Origin of the sequence: Pseudorhizobium tarimense (assembly GCF_022968135.1) — a bacterium.
In the GTDB taxonomy this organism is placed as follows: Bacteria; Pseudomonadota; Alphaproteobacteria; order Rhizobiales; family Rhizobiaceae; genus Neorhizobium; species Neorhizobium tarimense.
The window spans coordinates 87,639-103,739 of the sequence record NZ_JALJRA010000005.1 but is presented as its reverse complement, the minus strand read 5'-3'; the positions used below and the strand labels follow the sequence as shown (position 1 = coordinate 103,739).

The 16,101-nt window shown below is 60.1% G+C and carries 6 protein-coding genes; 2 read left to right on the top strand and 4 right to left on the bottom strand.

Translation table 11 applies throughout. The features are described 5' to 3' along the window. The 3 genes from MUU54_RS07190 to MUU54_RS07180 are packed head-to-tail and all read right to left on the bottom strand — an operon-like array spanning position 1 to position 12,604. Complete coding sequence (locus MUU54_RS07190) at positions 1–2,541, bottom strand: condensation domain-containing protein (protein ID WP_247243355.1); 2,541 nt, start codon at positions 2,539–2,541, stop codon at positions 1–3. After that, a complete protein-coding gene (locus tag MUU54_RS07185; protein WP_247243354.1) occupies positions 2,538–10,697 on the bottom strand; it encodes a non-ribosomal peptide synthetase/type I polyketide synthase in 8,160 nt (2,719 codons plus the stop codon). The genes MUU54_RS07190 and MUU54_RS07185 overlap by 4 nt, the downstream gene beginning before the upstream one ends. Next, a complete protein-coding gene (locus MUU54_RS07180) occupies positions 10,694–12,604 on the bottom strand; it encodes a non-ribosomal peptide synthetase (RefSeq protein ID WP_247243353.1) in 1,911 nt (636 codons plus the stop codon). The genes MUU54_RS07185 and MUU54_RS07180 overlap by 4 nt, the downstream gene beginning before the upstream one ends. A 747-nt stretch (positions 12,605–13,351) precedes the next feature. Here MUU54_RS07180 and MUU54_RS07175 point away from each other — a divergent pair. Together MUU54_RS07175 and MUU54_RS07170 are read left to right on the top strand one after the other, a co-directional pair. Beyond that, positions 13,352–14,131: an oligosaccharide flippase family protein gene (locus tag MUU54_RS07175; RefSeq protein WP_312038807.1), complete on the top strand. Its 780-nt coding sequence runs from the start codon at positions 13,352–13,354 to the stop codon at positions 14,129–14,131. Between the two features lie 26 nt (positions 14,132–14,157). After that, a complete protein-coding gene (locus MUU54_RS07170) occupies positions 14,158–14,754 on the top strand; it encodes an MATE family efflux transporter (protein ID WP_247243351.1) in 597 nt (198 codons plus the stop codon). Between the two features lie 18 nt (positions 14,755–14,772). Here MUU54_RS07170 and MUU54_RS07165 read toward each other — a convergent pair whose 3' ends face one another. Next, entirely contained in the window at positions 14,773–15,996 is a 1,224-nt protein-coding gene (locus tag MUU54_RS07165; protein WP_247243350.1) for a glycosyltransferase family 4 protein, read from the bottom strand. Positions 15,997–16,101: the final 105 nt, after the last annotated feature.

The following is a 16,101-nucleotide window of genomic DNA, read 5'->3' as shown; positions in this document are numbered from 1 at the left end:
TCAGCTTTTCCCGACCATCAGGCGCTCTTCAATGCTGCTCGCCAAGCGATGCATCCCGTTGACGGACAGCGAATCCTCGTGCCAGCCCTCCAGGTCGATTACAGATGCCTTGCCGGCGACGGCTTCACTCCAGCCAAAGAGCAGCTTGCGTGCGCGTGGGGGGCTCGCCTCGCTGCGGTACAGCAACAGTTCACCAACCGGCTCAGGTTTGAAGCCCTTGGCGGTGCGCACTAGGAAATTGGTGACCAGCACGTTGGCTGTCTCCTCTTGGCTTGGTCCCTGCTCGCGGGGCGCAAATGCCTTGCCGAGCCACTGCGTGGCGCGAAACTCCTTGAGGAAGTTTGAAGTCTTCATTCGGCCAGTCATCAGCTTGCGGATGAAATAAATCGCCCGCTTGATGCGCCGCTCTCCATTCCACAGTCGTTGCCGAAGCCAGGGCTGTGAGCGGAAATAGCCCGGGGCCCAGGCATCGATTGCCGCTGTGAACGCGACTTCGACACCGGACTGGCGCAACTGCCTCGCAATTTCAAGAGCAAGGATCCCGTTGACGCATAGCCCCACTACACCCACCCGCCTCGTGTCGGCCGGTATGGCCATTGCACGGATCGCCGAAGCCGCAACATCCTCCAGCTTCGCGTCTACCGACATCTCGTCTGGCGATGTACCAAACATGTTGACGTTGTAGACGGAGATTTCATCGCTCAGGCGATTGGCGAGTTGGAAGTACAGGAAGGGGTGGTTGATCGTGTAGATCGCAGCGGTGCCCATCCCCTCCTTATAGAGGTCACGGTTCCAGGAGAGGGCACGTGCTAGAGGCTGCGGCTGCACCTCGGGGTCGTTCCCTCCGAACAAAGCTGTAGCAAATCCCCGCAGCGTCGGTTCCTTGAACAGCAAGGTGAGCTCCGGCTTAATCCCAAACCTACCCCTGACTGCCGAGAGCATGCGAAGTGCCAGGAGGGAGTGCCCGCCAAGCGTGAAGAAGTTGCCCTCCGGCGTGACCTTGTCGACGTCAAGCACCTTTGCCCAGATTTCACCGAGAAGCCGGAGGCACTCGGCCTGCGAAAGGGTTGAGACGTTTTCCGGGTCGGAAGATGCATGCTCAATGGTCGCTGCCGCGCGCACTCCATCAGTTGGGGTGCCGGTGTCTACGGAGCAAGAGGGGGTAGACCGCTGCGGCTTGATCCGCTCAGCCAACAGTGGTGCCGAAGGAGTGTTCAGTGCCTGCTCGTAAACGTCCTGCCAGAGTCGCAGGATATGCTCGATCGTGGACCTGTCAAAAAGATCGGTGTTGTATTCAATCGACATACGCCAGCCGGAGGGGCGTCCGACCATGCCGAAGCTGATGTCGTAAACCACGCCCGGCGACTGTGACGGTGCGCTGATCAGCTCAAAGTCCCCGTAGCGACGGTCCTCGAGGAATGCCTTAGACAAGTTGAAATTAACCGAGATCAGCGGGTTTCGCGAAGGGTCTCGGACCGGGTTGATGCATTCAACCAGCTTGTTGAACGGCATGCGCTGGTGATTAACGGCAGCACTAACCGTCTGCTTGGCCGAATAAAGATGGTCCTCAAAGCTCGCTTGTGGTTGGACCGGCAGACGCAGCACCATGTTGTTGATGAAGACGCCGATCATCGGCTCAAGATCGGAGTGTTCGCGCCCGGCAATCTGAGTGCCGAACAGGATGTCCCTGGCTCCGGTCACACGATGCAGTGCAGCGCTGACGACAGCGACCCCATAAGTGAACAGCGACACCTTGTGATCACGCGCGGCGGCCTCGATGCGCTCGCCGAATTCGAGCGGCTTGACCGCAGAGATGATGTCACCGCTCGTGGTTTTGACCGCAGGCCGTGGATGGTCGCTCGGCACCTCGAAGTAGGGGGCGTCTGCCAATGTTTCCTTCCAGAATCCCCGCTCAGCCTCGAAACCGTAACTCGAGAGATATTCCTGCTGCCACAGCGCGAAATCGCCGTATTGCAGAGGCAGGTCCGGTAAGAGGGGCGCGCGGCCCGCCTCCATCGCCGACGCGATCTCTCCTAATTCACGTCCAAGCACGCGGATCGACCAGCCATCGAAGCACGTCTGGTGCGCGGTGATCAGAAGGAAGGCGCGGTTGTTCTCGACCATCAGCAAGGTGACGCGGAAGAGCCCGCCGCGCTCGAGATCGAACGGGGCTGATGCGGTCTCCTCACCGATCGAGACGATCCGCTCTTCGCGCTGCTCCGCCGGGATACTCCTGAGATCGATAACCGACAGCTTGAAATCCACGGCCTCAAGAACCTGCTGGTGGGGACTACCCTGCCGCTCGACAAAGCGCGTACGCAGGATCTCGTGGCGCTGGATAATCTTTCGGAATGCCGCCTCGATTGTCGAGGCCTTGAACATTCCGCGGATCTCCCAGCGCACAGCGACGTTAAGCGCTGGGTTTCCGGGCTGCAGTTGATCGAGGACCCAGCAACGGAGCTGGGTCTGCGTGCACGGGAATTCCCCGACAACTTGAGCTGCGATGGTCGGTGCGTCTGCCTGAGTTTCTAGCTGGTTCATGAGAGGCTCTCCATCCGGCGTCGAGCGCCATTGCGGAAGCTGGAAAGCGACGGTATCTGATAGACCACCCCGACAGCAGATGCGCTCGCAAGCGCGTCTTCGGCATAAGCCGCGAGTTCTGCAATCGAGGGATAGCGCAACAGGTGTTTTGCTTCCAGCGGGAGTCCTTCATCCAACATGCGCGCGGCAATGCGGAAGATCGTCAGCGAGTCCGCGCCAAGAGAATAAAGATTGTCCTCGACACCGATTGGATGGATGTCGAGCACGCCCTTCCAGATCGTCATCAACTTCTCTTCCATGGGGGTGCGCGGTGCGATCTTGGGAGCTATGGTCTTAGTATCGCCCCGGCGCAGTTCGCGATCCTCGAGTGCCTTTCGATCTAGCTTGCCGTTCTTGGTGAGCGGCAGTTCCGTTTCCCGTGACCAGACAGTAGGAACCATGTAGGCCGGAAGATCGGCGCGTACCGCGTCTGCCAGTTGTACCGGATCAGCGGCAGAAGTGCCCGCATCGGCAACGAAATAGCAGGCAAGAACGAGATCTCCGCGACCGTTGCGTGCTCCGACAACAGCGCATTTGCGCATGCCCTCAACTTGTGAGATCACTGCTTCGATGTCGCCCAACTCAATGCGGAAACCGCGAAGCTTGACCTGATTGTCGCGGCGCCCGAGCAGTTGCAGCGAACCATCTTTCATGCGGCGCCCTAGATCGCCTGTCTTGTAGAGGCGCTGCCTGTCGCCGAGGCCGATGTCGAGCAAAACAAAAGCTGCCTCAGTAAGATCAGCTCTCGCGAAGTAGCCCTGCGCGAGGCCGTCGCCAGCGATACAAAGCTCGCCGGTGGTTCCGGGGGGGGCTAGACGACCGTCGGTGCCCAGGATGTGGAGCTGCGTGTTTGCGATCGGGTGGCCGATCGTTATCGGCGCGTCACCATCTTCGATGCGTGCCACAGAGGACCAGATCGTCGTTTCGGTGGGACCGTACATGTTCCACAGGGAGCCTGGCATCGCGGCAAGCGTTTTTGCCAAAGATTTCGGCAACGCCTCGCCTCCGCACAGCTTCTTAAGTGAGCGCGTGCCGTCGAGGCCCGCCTCTAGCAGCATCTGCCAGAGTGTCGGTGTCGCCTGCAGGACCGTCGCCTTGCTCTCATCGAGCAATCGAACCAGAGCAAACCCGTCCTCGACTTCGGACCGGTCGGCGATCACCACGCTGCCACCTGCAATCAGCGGGAGGTAGAGCTCAAGGCCGGCGATATCGAACGAGATCGTCGTCACTGCGACGACGACGTCGTCGGCGGCAAAGCCCGGCTCCTTAGCCATGGATAGCAGGAAGTTTGTGAGGGAGCGATGGGAGATCGAGACCCCTTTGGGCGTTCCGGTTGATCCTGAGGTGAAGATGACATAGGCGGTCGTTTCCGTGTCACAGGGGAGGCTCTCCAGGTTCGAACCCGAATAGGCCGCGATCGCGCTGGCCTCCTTGTCCAACCGGATCGTACCCATACCTTCCGTGGCCAGGGCCGCTGTCACGTCACTACTGCAGATAAGTGCGGCAGGTCTTGCCGCGGACAAGGTCTGGCGCAATCGCGTCTCTGGGTGGGTGGGGTCGAGTGGGACGTACGCATGTCCTGCCTTCATGATACCGATCAGTGCAACGAGCATGTCGAGTGAACGATCTACGAGCAGGGCGAGCCGCTCCCCTTCCCCAGGAACCACGTTTCGAACATGGCGGGCGAAGCGGTTGGTCTGCGCTTCGAGTTCTGCATAGGTGATGGACTGGCCGCGATACCGTGCCGCAACGGCATCCGGCCTCCGTTGGGATTTATGCGTGATCAGGGAGAAGGCAAATGCTTCTTGGGGATACTCGGTCGCAGTCTGATTGAGGTCGTCGGCCAGCCATTTGATCTGCGCTTCTGACAGGAGAGGTAGATCATTCAAGGGACGGCTGATGTCATCGGCCAGAGCGCTTATCAATGTAACGAGGTGGCCAATCCAGCGCTCCACCGTCTCGCGATCCAGCACGTCGGCATTGTAGTCCGCATCAATCCGGATGCCCTCCCTGCTCTCGATCATGTTGAGGAACATGTCAAAGTTTGCGAAGCATTTGGGATTCGGAACGATTTCTGTTTGCAGTCCTTCGAACTCAGCGTTGGCGGCAACGCGCTCGAGGTTGAACTGAATGCCGGTCAGCGGCAGCCGGCGCGGATCGCGCTTCACCCCGAGCGTCTTCACCAGGGTACCGTAGGTGTAGTCCTGGTGTTCGAAGGCCTTCAGGATCAGCTGCTGTGTGGTCTGCAAGTGATCCTCGAACGAGGCGCCGAGTTCGACGGTCTGGCGGATCGGAAGCAGGTTCACACAATGTCCGACAAGGACTCGTTCGTCGAGCTGACTCTGGCCGGCGGAGGGGACTGCGATAACCATGTCGGTCTGGCCGGAAAGACGTGCCAGCATCACCTGGACCGCCGCTAGCATGGTTGAGAACATGGTCGCACCAGCTCTCGCACCGCGCTTCCTTACCGCCGCCGCGATTTCGGACGAGACCATCACCGTGCAGGTTCCGCCAGCAAAGCTGCGGCGGTCGGGGTAGGGCCGGTCCAGCGGCATATCCGGAAGCTCGGGCAATTCCTTGAATTGCTCGTGCCAGAATTGCGCCGTCGCAGTGCTGACCTCCGCGCTTGGGGCGTATTTTTCAGCATATTCAGCGAATGACATGGCCGGCTCCAGAGAAAGCCCTTCTCCCCTCAATCCAGCAGAATAGGTCTCGGCAAATTCGTTGATGATCACGTTGAGCGACCAGCCATCACAGACGATGTGATGCGCGGTAAACACAAGAACATGACGGTTCGGTCCGAGGATCACTAGGTAGGCGCGTGCCAACGGGCCCTCAATGAGATCGAATGGCGTCTTCGCGTCTGTTTCGATCAGTTCTTGAAGAATGGCGTCTGCATCCGCTTCCTCTGTTAGATCCACGACCTCGACCGGAAGCTCGAATCCAGAGATAAAGCGGAAGCACTCGCCGTTTCGGTCGAACCGGATATGCAGGGCATCGTGCCGCGCCACGACTGCGTGAATTGCCGAAAGGAAGCCTTCACGGTCAAGAGGCCCATTCAGCAAAAGGGAAAGGGACTCGTTGAAGGAACAGGACGCTTCTTCGCCGGCCTGGGCGGCCAGCCAGATTTCCGACTGTGCTTCCGTGAGCTGAGCGCTCTCGGCGCGAACATATCGATGCAGTGTCGGTTTTGGGCCTTGGCTTGGCGCCGGGTCAATCCCACCGATTTCGCTCTCAGCCTTCGGCGCCAATATCCCTACACACTGAAGCGCATCGACAGCGTCGCGGAACGCTCTTGCGATCGTCGTGAAATCCTCTTCGGTATGGGCAGTGGTCAGGAAGCAGGGATAGCCGTCCTGGATATGGATGCCGTTCATGCGCAAATATGGGTAGAGGAGGCCGCCGAGCGGATCCTGACTGCTAAAATCGGTGACGAACCAGCTCTTGTAACCACGGAGGCAGGGCGGGATTCCCCGCTTGGCCAGATCGGAGTTGATTTCCTCGACCAGTTCCTCGGTACGCCGGGCAACGCGATCATAGAGGGCAGCGCCTTCACCTCTGATGTGGTGAAGCACCGCGCGCGCGGCAGAGAGCACGACCGGGTGACGTACGAAGGTGCCGGCGAAGAAGGTCGGGACCACATTGGGCACCGAATCATCTCCATAGCACCAGTGTCCGCCGTCTAGAGCGTCCATGAAACGGCTGCTGCCGGCCAAAACGCCGATGGGCATTCCGCCGCCGACAACCTTGCCATAGGTCGCCATGTCGCCCTTGATGCCCCAGATCGCTTGCATGCCGCCGGGGTCCACGCGGAATCCGGTGACCACCTCGTCAAACACAAGAGCATAGCCCGATGCGTCGGCGAACTTGCGAAGTTCGAGAACGAAGTCGCGCGGCCGCAACTCGGGATGGCGGCTCTGAATCGGCTCGATGATCACCGCAGCCAGATCCTCGGCGTTCGCCCTGATCCATTCCAGACTTTCGGTGGCTCCATAGGGGAGCACGATCATGTTGCTCACGGAGGCTGAGGGAATGCCGGCCGCGATCGCCAGCGCAACCGGTTCCTTTGCGCGCGCCCGTCCCTTGACCAGCACCTCGTCAAATTGACCGTGATAATCGTTGGCAAATACGACGATGCGCTCGCGTCCGGTGATAGCTCGAGCCAAGCGCATGGAGGCCATGACCGCTTCCGAACCGGTGTTGCAGAAGGTCACACGCTCATGACCGGTCATGGCGGCAAGCAACTCGGCAACCTCGCCGGCGAGCGGCGTCTGCGGACCAATCGCGAAACCATCGTCCACCTGAGCCTTCATGGCCTCCACCACGAAGTCCGGCGCGTGGCCGAACGCCGTCTGACCGAAGCCGTTGACGAGGTCGATGTATTCGTGGCCGTCGATGTCCCAAAGACGGGCCCCCTTGGAGCGGTCGCAGACCACCGGAAAGATCATTTCCTTCCATTCTGCTCGGAACCCGGAGGCGGTTCTCGGGTCTGCGAGATGAGCTCTGTGCGCCTGCGTATACTCCTTGGAGCGCCGATTGCGGTTGGAGTAGGTTAGAACCAGGTCGTTGATGAATGCTTCCTTCTCAGGGCCAAGGTCTGTCTTAGCCTTCGCCCCCCCCTGCTGATAATGGCGATAGCGCTCCCCGCCGATCTCCTCAATTAGACTGCTGTCGACAGTCGGGCCCGGAGCCTCTGAGGGTTGTAGCGCGCTCTGAACAAGCTCGGAGGCGACAGGCCGTGTCGCATCGGTGTGCGTCATTGCTGTCGATAAGGCGGCGGGAGCCGGCCTTCCCCCCTGCAGAAGCTGAAATTGTTGCGTAAATAGGCTCTGGGCAAGGGAAAGCTGCGATTGCAGCAAGGCCTCTAGGCCGGCGCCCACGGGTGTGCTCTGAACATCTCCCGCATCGCTGAGAACCGGTGCCGCCACGGACGCACCGATCGGCGCCATCGTTTGAGCCGGGGTGGGTGGAGTGGCAAAGTTCTCCCTGACCTCTTCCGACCGCGGCGGCACCGCAACCGCTGCCTTTGCGGGTTCAGGCGGCAGAGTCTGGTCCAGATATCGGGCGAGGGCGGCGACCGACGGAATGTTGGCGAGCAACTCACGGAAAGAAATTTTCACGCGATATTGCTTGTCAATCTTCTGGGCGAACTGCCCGATGAAGAGAGAATCGAAACCCAGGTCGAGGAAACTGTCATTGATATTGCCTGCGCCAATCGGCTCACCTGACATCTCGCTCAGGAGCGTGATCAGCGCGGTCTCCAGTTCTGGTGTACGATCGGCGACCGTGATGGTGCTGATGGCGTTCATGGTTTCCACCTCACTTCTTGCGAAACGCTCGCTCTTGATGGTCTCTGGATCTGTTAGCTGTGCGGGTTGCGTGGCGTGCGCCCGTCGTGCCGACGGCGGCGCGTCCATCCAATGCCGCTGCCGCTGGAACGGGTAAGTCGGCAGAGCCACAGTCCGACGCGGTTCGTGAAGCAGGTCGGGCCATGGAAGATCGCTGCCCGCCATCCACAGGCGTCCATGAGCCTCCGCCACGAAATGGCGGGCCGCAGCCGCATTGTCATGCTCCGGTAGGGACTGCACGATTGACGGCAGTTGATCGCGGCCTACCGTCTGCGCCGCAAACACGGAAAGCGTTCGGCCGGGGCCAACCTCGAGAAGGATCGGGCGCTGCTCCCGGCAGAGCGTCAAAAGTCCGTCGGAGAAACGGACAGGTTCGCGGCAATGGCGCGACCAATAATTCGGGGACGAACCCAAAGCATCAGTCTGCCAGTCGCCCGTCACGCAAGAGATGTACGGGATTGTCGCACGACCATAGGTAACTTTGGACGCAACATCGCGTAGCGCCTCGACACAGGGCTCCATCATCGCAGAGTGGAAGGCATGCGAAGTATGCAGCCGGCTGAACGCGATGCCAGCCTGCTCAAGCGTGAGGCAAAGTAACTCAATTTCGTGGAGGGGGCCCGAAGCCACGCAGAGCTTGGGCGCGTTTATCGCGGCGATCTCTGCTCCTCCTTTGAGATGCTCGCGGAGACTCTCGGGCGCCGCACGGACAGACAGCATTGCGCCGGGCGCCTGCTCCTGCATGAGTTGTCCGCGGGTCGCGACGAGGTTCAACGCATCCTCGAATGAGATCACGTTTGCGAGGGTCGCTGCGACGAATTCGCCGACGCTGTGTCCAATCATCGCCGTCGGCCGCAAACCACGGCTGAGCCAGAGTTGGGCCAGTGCATATTCCACGAGGTACAGGCAAGGCTGCGCGATACGCGTTTCCCGTTGCTCGGCAGTCATCGCGCTACTCGCCGGGCCCGCATGGCAGATGTATTCTCGAAGATCGATGCCGAAGTGCATCTTCAGAAGCTCTGTGCCTCGATCAATCCAGCGGGCAAACTCGGGCTCACTTGCATAGAGCGCCGCACCCATGCCGACGTATTGGGACCCTTGGCCCGGGAACATGAAGACAACCGGCGGCGGCTGATCTTCGGCGACTGCGGTCACCAGGCTTTCGCGCCTCAGCCCATTGATTGCCTCGTCGACGCTTGTCGCCGAGATAGTCGCCCTCGTCATGAACGCGTGCCGTCCCTCCTGCAGCGTTCTCGCCACCGCCGACAACGAAACTGCGCGGTTTTGCTCCAGATGACTTGCAAGATTGCGGCGCATCTCCACCAATGCCGGCTCTGACCGCGCAGAAAGCGGCAGAATCAGGGGGGCGATCTCCTTTTCCTGCCGTTCCTGTCTCCTCGGCGCTTCTTCGAGCACCACGTGTATGTTAGTTCCGCCAACGCCGAAGGCACTCACCCCTGCGCGGCGGGGCGTAGAGCTCGCAGCCCACTCCTTCGTCTGCCGCGGGATATAAAACCTGGTGTCGCCAAGCTCGATTCGTGGATTGCTCGTGTTGAAGTTCGGCATGACCGGGATCTTGCGATGGTGCAAAGCCAGAGTGGCCTTGATAAGCCCCGCCACGCCTGCTGCTGCATCGAGATGACCGACGGTGCCCTTCAGCGAGCCGAGTGCGCACGCGTTCCGCTCGTGATGTGCGCCGGAGAAGGCTTGCTTGAGGCCCGAGAACTCGATCGGGTCGCCGAGCGGCGTGGCTGTTCCATGGCATTCGACGTAGCCGATCGAGGATGGGTCGATGCCGGCATGGGCAATGGCGGCGCTGATAACGTCTGCCTGTCCTTCCGCGCTTGGTGCCGCGAAGCCGATCTTGTCCGATCCGTCGTTGTTCACGCCGTAGCCGCGGATCACAGCATAGACCAAATCACCGTCCGCAATGGCGTCCTCCAGACGCTTGAGCAGCACCACACCCGCCCCGCTGCCGAAGACGGTGCCGGAGGCGTCAGCATCGAAGGGCCGGCAAATGCCGTCGCGGGACACCATCCCGCCTTCCTGATAGATGTAACCGCGCTTCTGGGGAACGGTTATGGAGACGCCACCCGCGAGCGCCATGTCGCAGCTGTAGGTCAGAAGGTTCTGGCACGCCTGCGAGACAGCAAGCAGAGAGGTGGAGCAGGCCGACTGCAGCGTGAAGGCCGGCCCCCGGAGATTGAACTTGTAGGCAATCCGCGTGGCCAGCGCATCACTGATCGAGCCGAGGACCTGGTTGTAGAAGCCGATCTGGTAATTGGACGTCAGCTCCTCGACGACAGCCCGGTCTGAAAGCACATTGTTGAGCAGGTATGTCGGCATTGCACTGCCCGCGAACACCCCTACGGCACCCGGGCAGTGATAGGGGTCGTAGCCCGCCATCTCCAAAGCTTCCCAGCAGATCTCCAGGAAGAGGCGATGTTGGGGATCCGTGAGTGCCGCTTCGCGCGCAAACATACCGAAGAACTCGGCGTCGAACAGGTCGATGCCGTCCAGATGCGGGCGACATGGGACGTAATCCGGCGATGCCCGCTCCTCGTCGGTGAAGGCATCTTCGATTTCGTCCGTGTCGAACTTCCGAAACGCGCTTCCACCTCGTGTGACGAGCTCCCATAGTGTGTCGACGTCGGGCGCGCCGGGGAAGCGACCCGACATTCCGACAATCGCGATGCCTTCCACAAGATCAGCATCATCTGCGGAAGGTTGTTCATGATTGAGGCCGTTCGGACGGGTGTCGCGGCTCATGGTGTGCTCCGCCGGAACTGGGACATCGTCCTTCGTTGCATGGCGGCGCGCCAGTCGACCTCAGCTGCTCTGGACGACGGCGCCTCACGTCCATCCAGGAAGAGTGCCATGTCTCGCACGGTCGGGTGCTTGAACAGGGCAAGCACTTCGCAGCGCTGACCCAGTTCAAGTTCGAGCCCCGCGTGGATGCGCATCAACTGTAGAGAGGTGCCGCCGAGATCGAAGAAATTACGATCGATCGGCACGGTTTCGATGCCGAGCGCCTGGCTCCAGAGCCTCGTGAGAATCTCCTCGCTGCGGCTGCGGGCAATTGCAGGATGGGTGTCCTCGATCGGCGGTAGTGGCAGGCGCGCCCTGTCGATCTTCCCGGCTTTTGTCAGGGGGAATTGCGCCATCACGAGCGCCGTGCTCGGTATCATGTAGGCCGGAAGGCTGCTGCGCAGGCGCTCCATGACGGAGGGGATGAGATTGGCGTTGGATAAATCCTGAGGCTTGTTGGGACGAAGATAGGCGATGATCCGCTTTACGCCCCCGGTCTCCCGGCACTCGACCACAGCTTCAGCAAGCCGCGGATGGCGACGCAATGCGGCCTCAATCTCTTCCAGCTCGATCCGCTTGCCGTTGATCTTGACCTGCCGGTCTCGTCGCCCACGGAAGTGGAAGGTTCCGTCTTCCTCCATGACAGCGAGGTCCCCGGTCAGATAGCAACGCCTCTCGCCCTCCCCGGTGTCGATCGTCACGAAACGCTCGGCGGTCAGATCAGGACGATTGAAGTATCCAAGGGCCAATCCGTCGCCCGCGATAGCGATCTGGCCCTCGACACCCGGTGGCACAACGCGGAGTCCTTCGTCCAGGAGCAGAACCTCGGTATTGCAAATTGGCTTTCCAATCGGCAGTTCGGAGGCGGAAAAGTCGGCGGGTACGGTGAAGGTGGTCGCGATGCAGGCTGCTTCGGTCGGGCCATAGGCATTTGTCAGAATGCAAGCCGGATGAGCCTTAATGAAGCGCTTCACATGCGGAGCTGAGGCAACTTCTCCGCCAAAGATGATCTGACGCAGGCTGGGCATCTGCTCTTCCGCGTGATCAGCGAACACGTTGAACAGGCCCGTGGTAAAAGTCACTTTGGTTACATGACGGGCCTTGATCATTTCCCGCACGTCGGCCAGTGAAAAACTGGGCTTCGACATGACCACGAGAGTGGCGCCGTTCAGTAGTGCGCCCCAAATATCCAGCGTGCTAGCGTCGAAGGAAATGGTAGTTGCATGAAGCACCATGTCGCCTGGGCGGTACTTGATGAAGTTCTGCTCAAGAACGAGACGTGTGATGCCCCGGTGTGGCACGGCGACGCCCTTCGGACGCCCGGTGGAGCCAGAGGTGTACATGACGTAGGCGAGGTCGGCGCCTTCGCTGCGGGGCAGTTGCGATACATCTCCGGGTGACAGGTTTCGGAGGAGGGTGGGAAGGTCGACGGGTCGACTGCCTGACGCCTGAAGTTCGAGCGGGACCAGAGCGGGGTTGCCCATTGTGAAGACGACCTTTGGTCGGCACTCCTCCAATACATATCGCAGGTGGTCCGCCGGATAGCTCGGATCCAGGGGAAGATATCCGGCCCCCGCCTTCAGGATCGCCAGCTTAGCCACCACCGTTTCGAGCGACCGCGGAACGAGCAGGCAAACCACGTCTCCTTTGGCGACGCCACAGGAAACGAGATAGGTCGCAAGACCGTCGGAGATTCTGTCTAGCTCACCGTAAGTCAGGCGAACGTCATCGCAGATGATTGCGATCGCTTCTGGGCGCTGCTCCGCGTGCCCCCGGACCATCTCCGGTACACCCAGGGCCCTGTCGTAACGTGGCGCGCCCACTCCCTGCCTTGTCAACCCGCTTGCGACTTCCTGGTTTCCGCTCATCGTCGTCCCGCCTGTTGCCGATCGGAGCCCAAAGCTGCTTTACCGCCAGAACTCGGTCGGGGAGACATTCCCCGTGCGACAGAATTTCACGCGCCTGTGAAATGAACATCTGATCATTGGGCTGAAATGGGCCGGCGGATAAACCTTAGCCTAATCCGTTTGGTCAGTGAGGTGGGCCACCACTCGGCCCTTCCGGTCGCGAAGACAGAGATCGCGGATGAGGTAAAGGCAGGCGTTCGCCAGCAAACCCGGTCACGGAGAGCGACGTTCGCGCTCACTGCAGGCGCGGCTAGCCCTGGACTGCAGCCCACCAGGCGCATGGAGACCGCTTCGAGGCGGCTGGGAGCTCTACCACCCCTCCGTCCGAATGAAGTAGTCCGTCACCGCATCCGGAGACTCAAGTTTCTTGCGAAAACCTGACATACCCAAAGCGCGAGCTGACGAGATCCGGATGCGAAGGGCCTTCGAACTTTCTCACTCTAAGCCTGCGTCGACTCCATGGGCGGTCCAAGATGAAGGCGCGATGAAATACTGCGAACAGTAAAGATCGCAGCGGCACTGGAGTGTTAGTGGCACTCTTGGCAATTTGTGAAAACGGCCGTAGCAGGTAAAGTATGCGACAATCCCCATGACGCGGGTCGAGACCAGCAATAGTTCTCACAGGGCAGTAGGCAGCAAAGGTGGATCCACTCTCTCCGACACTGTAAAGGCGGGCCTCTGGACGACAGGCGGCCGCCTTTTCACAAAGTGTCGCGACCTGGTGACGCTCCTGATCTTGGCCAGCTTCCTTGGTCCCGAGGAGTTTGGTGTCGTCACGATGGCGATGACCGCAGTTCTGATCGTGGAAACTTATGCGAGGTACCGCTGGCCGCCGCACTGCTCAACCATCCGCAGCCGACGGAGCGGATGTACGACACAGCACTGTCAATCGCGGCACTGCGCGCGCTGGCGATAGTTGCGGTTCTCTGTGCCACCGCTTGGCCGCTCTCGCTGCTCTACCACGAACCTCGCCTGGTCGCGCTTCAGTGTGCGCTGTCCCTCGCTCCTGCCATGCGTGGACTGCTTAGTCAGAAGCTGACTGAATATGCCCGGGTTATGGACTTCCGCAGAGACGTCGTTCTTGAAATCATCGCCAAGGGGGGAGCGCTTCATGATCGCCACCACGCTGGCTATCACCACGGGCAGCTATTGGGCCATCGCCATCGGCAAGATCTCAAGTACCGCGCTGGCAATGGCCACCTCTTACTTCCTTGCACCGCAGCGCTTTCGGTTCACGCTTGGAGGATGGCATTTGTTTTCCGGAGATTGGGTTGGAATGCGGCCCGGCAGCTGCTGTCGGCCGTCAATTGGCAAGCCGACAGGGTCGTTTTGCCCCGCTACGTTGATACCGGAACCTTCGGCCAGTTCACCTGGGCCGACAATCTGGTTGCGGTGCCAGCCCAGGCAATCATCCAACCTATCACTCCGCCCCTCTTCTCTGCCTTCGTGATGGCGCGACAGGCGGCACCATCTGCAAAGTCTACTTGAAAGCATCGGCGGGGGTCTACCCGATCATGGCTTCCCTCTTCCTGATGATAGCAATGCTGGCCCAACCCATAATTAATTTAGTCCTCGGCTCCGGATGGCGAGAGACGGCTCCTATCCTCGCCTGGCTGGCCTTCGCTGGCGCCGTAGGCTACGCACCGACCGTCCTGCTGCCGGCGTTGGCGGTGTCTCTAAACAGAGCACGGGTTGCCTTCGAAAAGCTGGCGATCGAGTTCTGCGTGAAGGTCCCTTTGAATGTCATTTTGACCATGGCCATAGGCTTGAAGGGGCTCCTCATCGGTCACGCCATCGCCGCTCTGACCGGCTTCCTGATCAACTTGGTTGTCGTCGCGAGACTGACCCAGCTCGGTATTCTGAAACAGCTGGCAGCGCTGCTCCGCCCCACGCTTGCGTTGATCCCGATGGCAGTATTCTTGCTCACGATGCTGCCTCTGTTCGAGGCAAACGACAGCACTCCTAAAACCCTCTTCAATCTGGTGTGGATCTGCGGCCTCGCTTTAGCAATCTTTGCCGCAGCGAACTTGGCGCTATGGAAGCTAGCGGGCGCATCTGACAGTTGCGAAGCCCTGTTTTTGCGGATCCTGAAAAGCTGTCATCCGCTTTAGAGGTCGTACGGCGGAAATTCACCCAAGCAAGTGAAGTGAAGCGGCCGAGCCGGACCCGCCGCGGGTGAGAGCACGGTGGCGAATTTCGGCTACTTTGGCTTGCTGACAGTACACATCGAGGAGCGCACGCTCCCAATCTTGCGAGGAAAGTGTCAGTGTGTGTCTGTGGAGAAATCCTTCGAGGCTCATCCGGAAGACACCATCGTCATCTCTTGCCAACTCCACCAAAGTTCTGGTCAAGGCACCGGCTTCGTATGGGTTACAAGCAATCCCCACGCCGCTTTCGAGTATCTCGTCTCGAGTGGTCGCGAAATCGCTGATGATGACGGGAATTCCTGAAGTCAGTGCCTCGTAGGCGACAAGTGAAAACGTCTCGCGCGAGCGAGTCGGCACCACGAGGCATCGCACTCGCGCAGCGATTTCCCTCAGCGCTGCCCTATCCTTGAAACCCACGAGCTTCGCGTCGGGATTGATTGAGGCGATCTCTGATCCCAAAGCCCCCTCCCCAACGAATGTGATCGGCACCTTCGCCTGTTTCGCCGCTTCTGCAAGAAGGATGACCCCCTTGTCGTGTTCAAGCCGTCCCACAAACAAGAATTCTCGGTTTTCTTCGGCACGCACACGCTCCGTGGACCAGGATTCGACAGGGTTTCGCAGAGACTTTATGTGACCGGCGGGAATGCCACCCCTCTCGAGCAACGGGATCATCCCGTCATGAACAGCAAGAACCGTTGCCAGGGAACCCGACAGATTCATCAAGGCGCGTCGCTCGATATCGCGCGCGATCCGCCACGTTTTTTCGAGGCGCGACCGTCGATCACAATTCGCTCCAAGGCATCCAAACGAGAGCGGTTTGGCCGTACAGGGGACACCACGTTGAAAATGAAAGTAGCCGCCGTTGGGGCATGCGAGAAAGTAGTCGTGCGCCGTCAGAACGACGCGATCCATCACTGGTCGAAGTGCATCGAAGATCGATGGCGAAAGGATCTTCGACCAATTGTGCACGTGATAGAGGGTGTCCGGGGTGTCCTTCGAACGGATAAGCGATTTCAGCTGGCGGGCAGCGGAGAAGTTGTAGAGTCCTCTTGCCACTGCCATTGCAAACGAGCTGCTTCGCAGATCATTTGCACCCACCGCATGAACGGCAACGCCCGCCTTGGCAAGATCGCCATTGCGTCCAAAGTCTCCGCAGAAGTACTCAACCAACACTCCGCGTTCCGAGAGCACACCTGCATTCTTCAACGCGATAACCGAGGGCCCGTCCCGCGGCTGGCAAAGGTCGTTAATCACCACCACGCGACGCGGGAGGCCGCGAGGCTCGGTCGCATCCGTCAATGCCCTCATCTT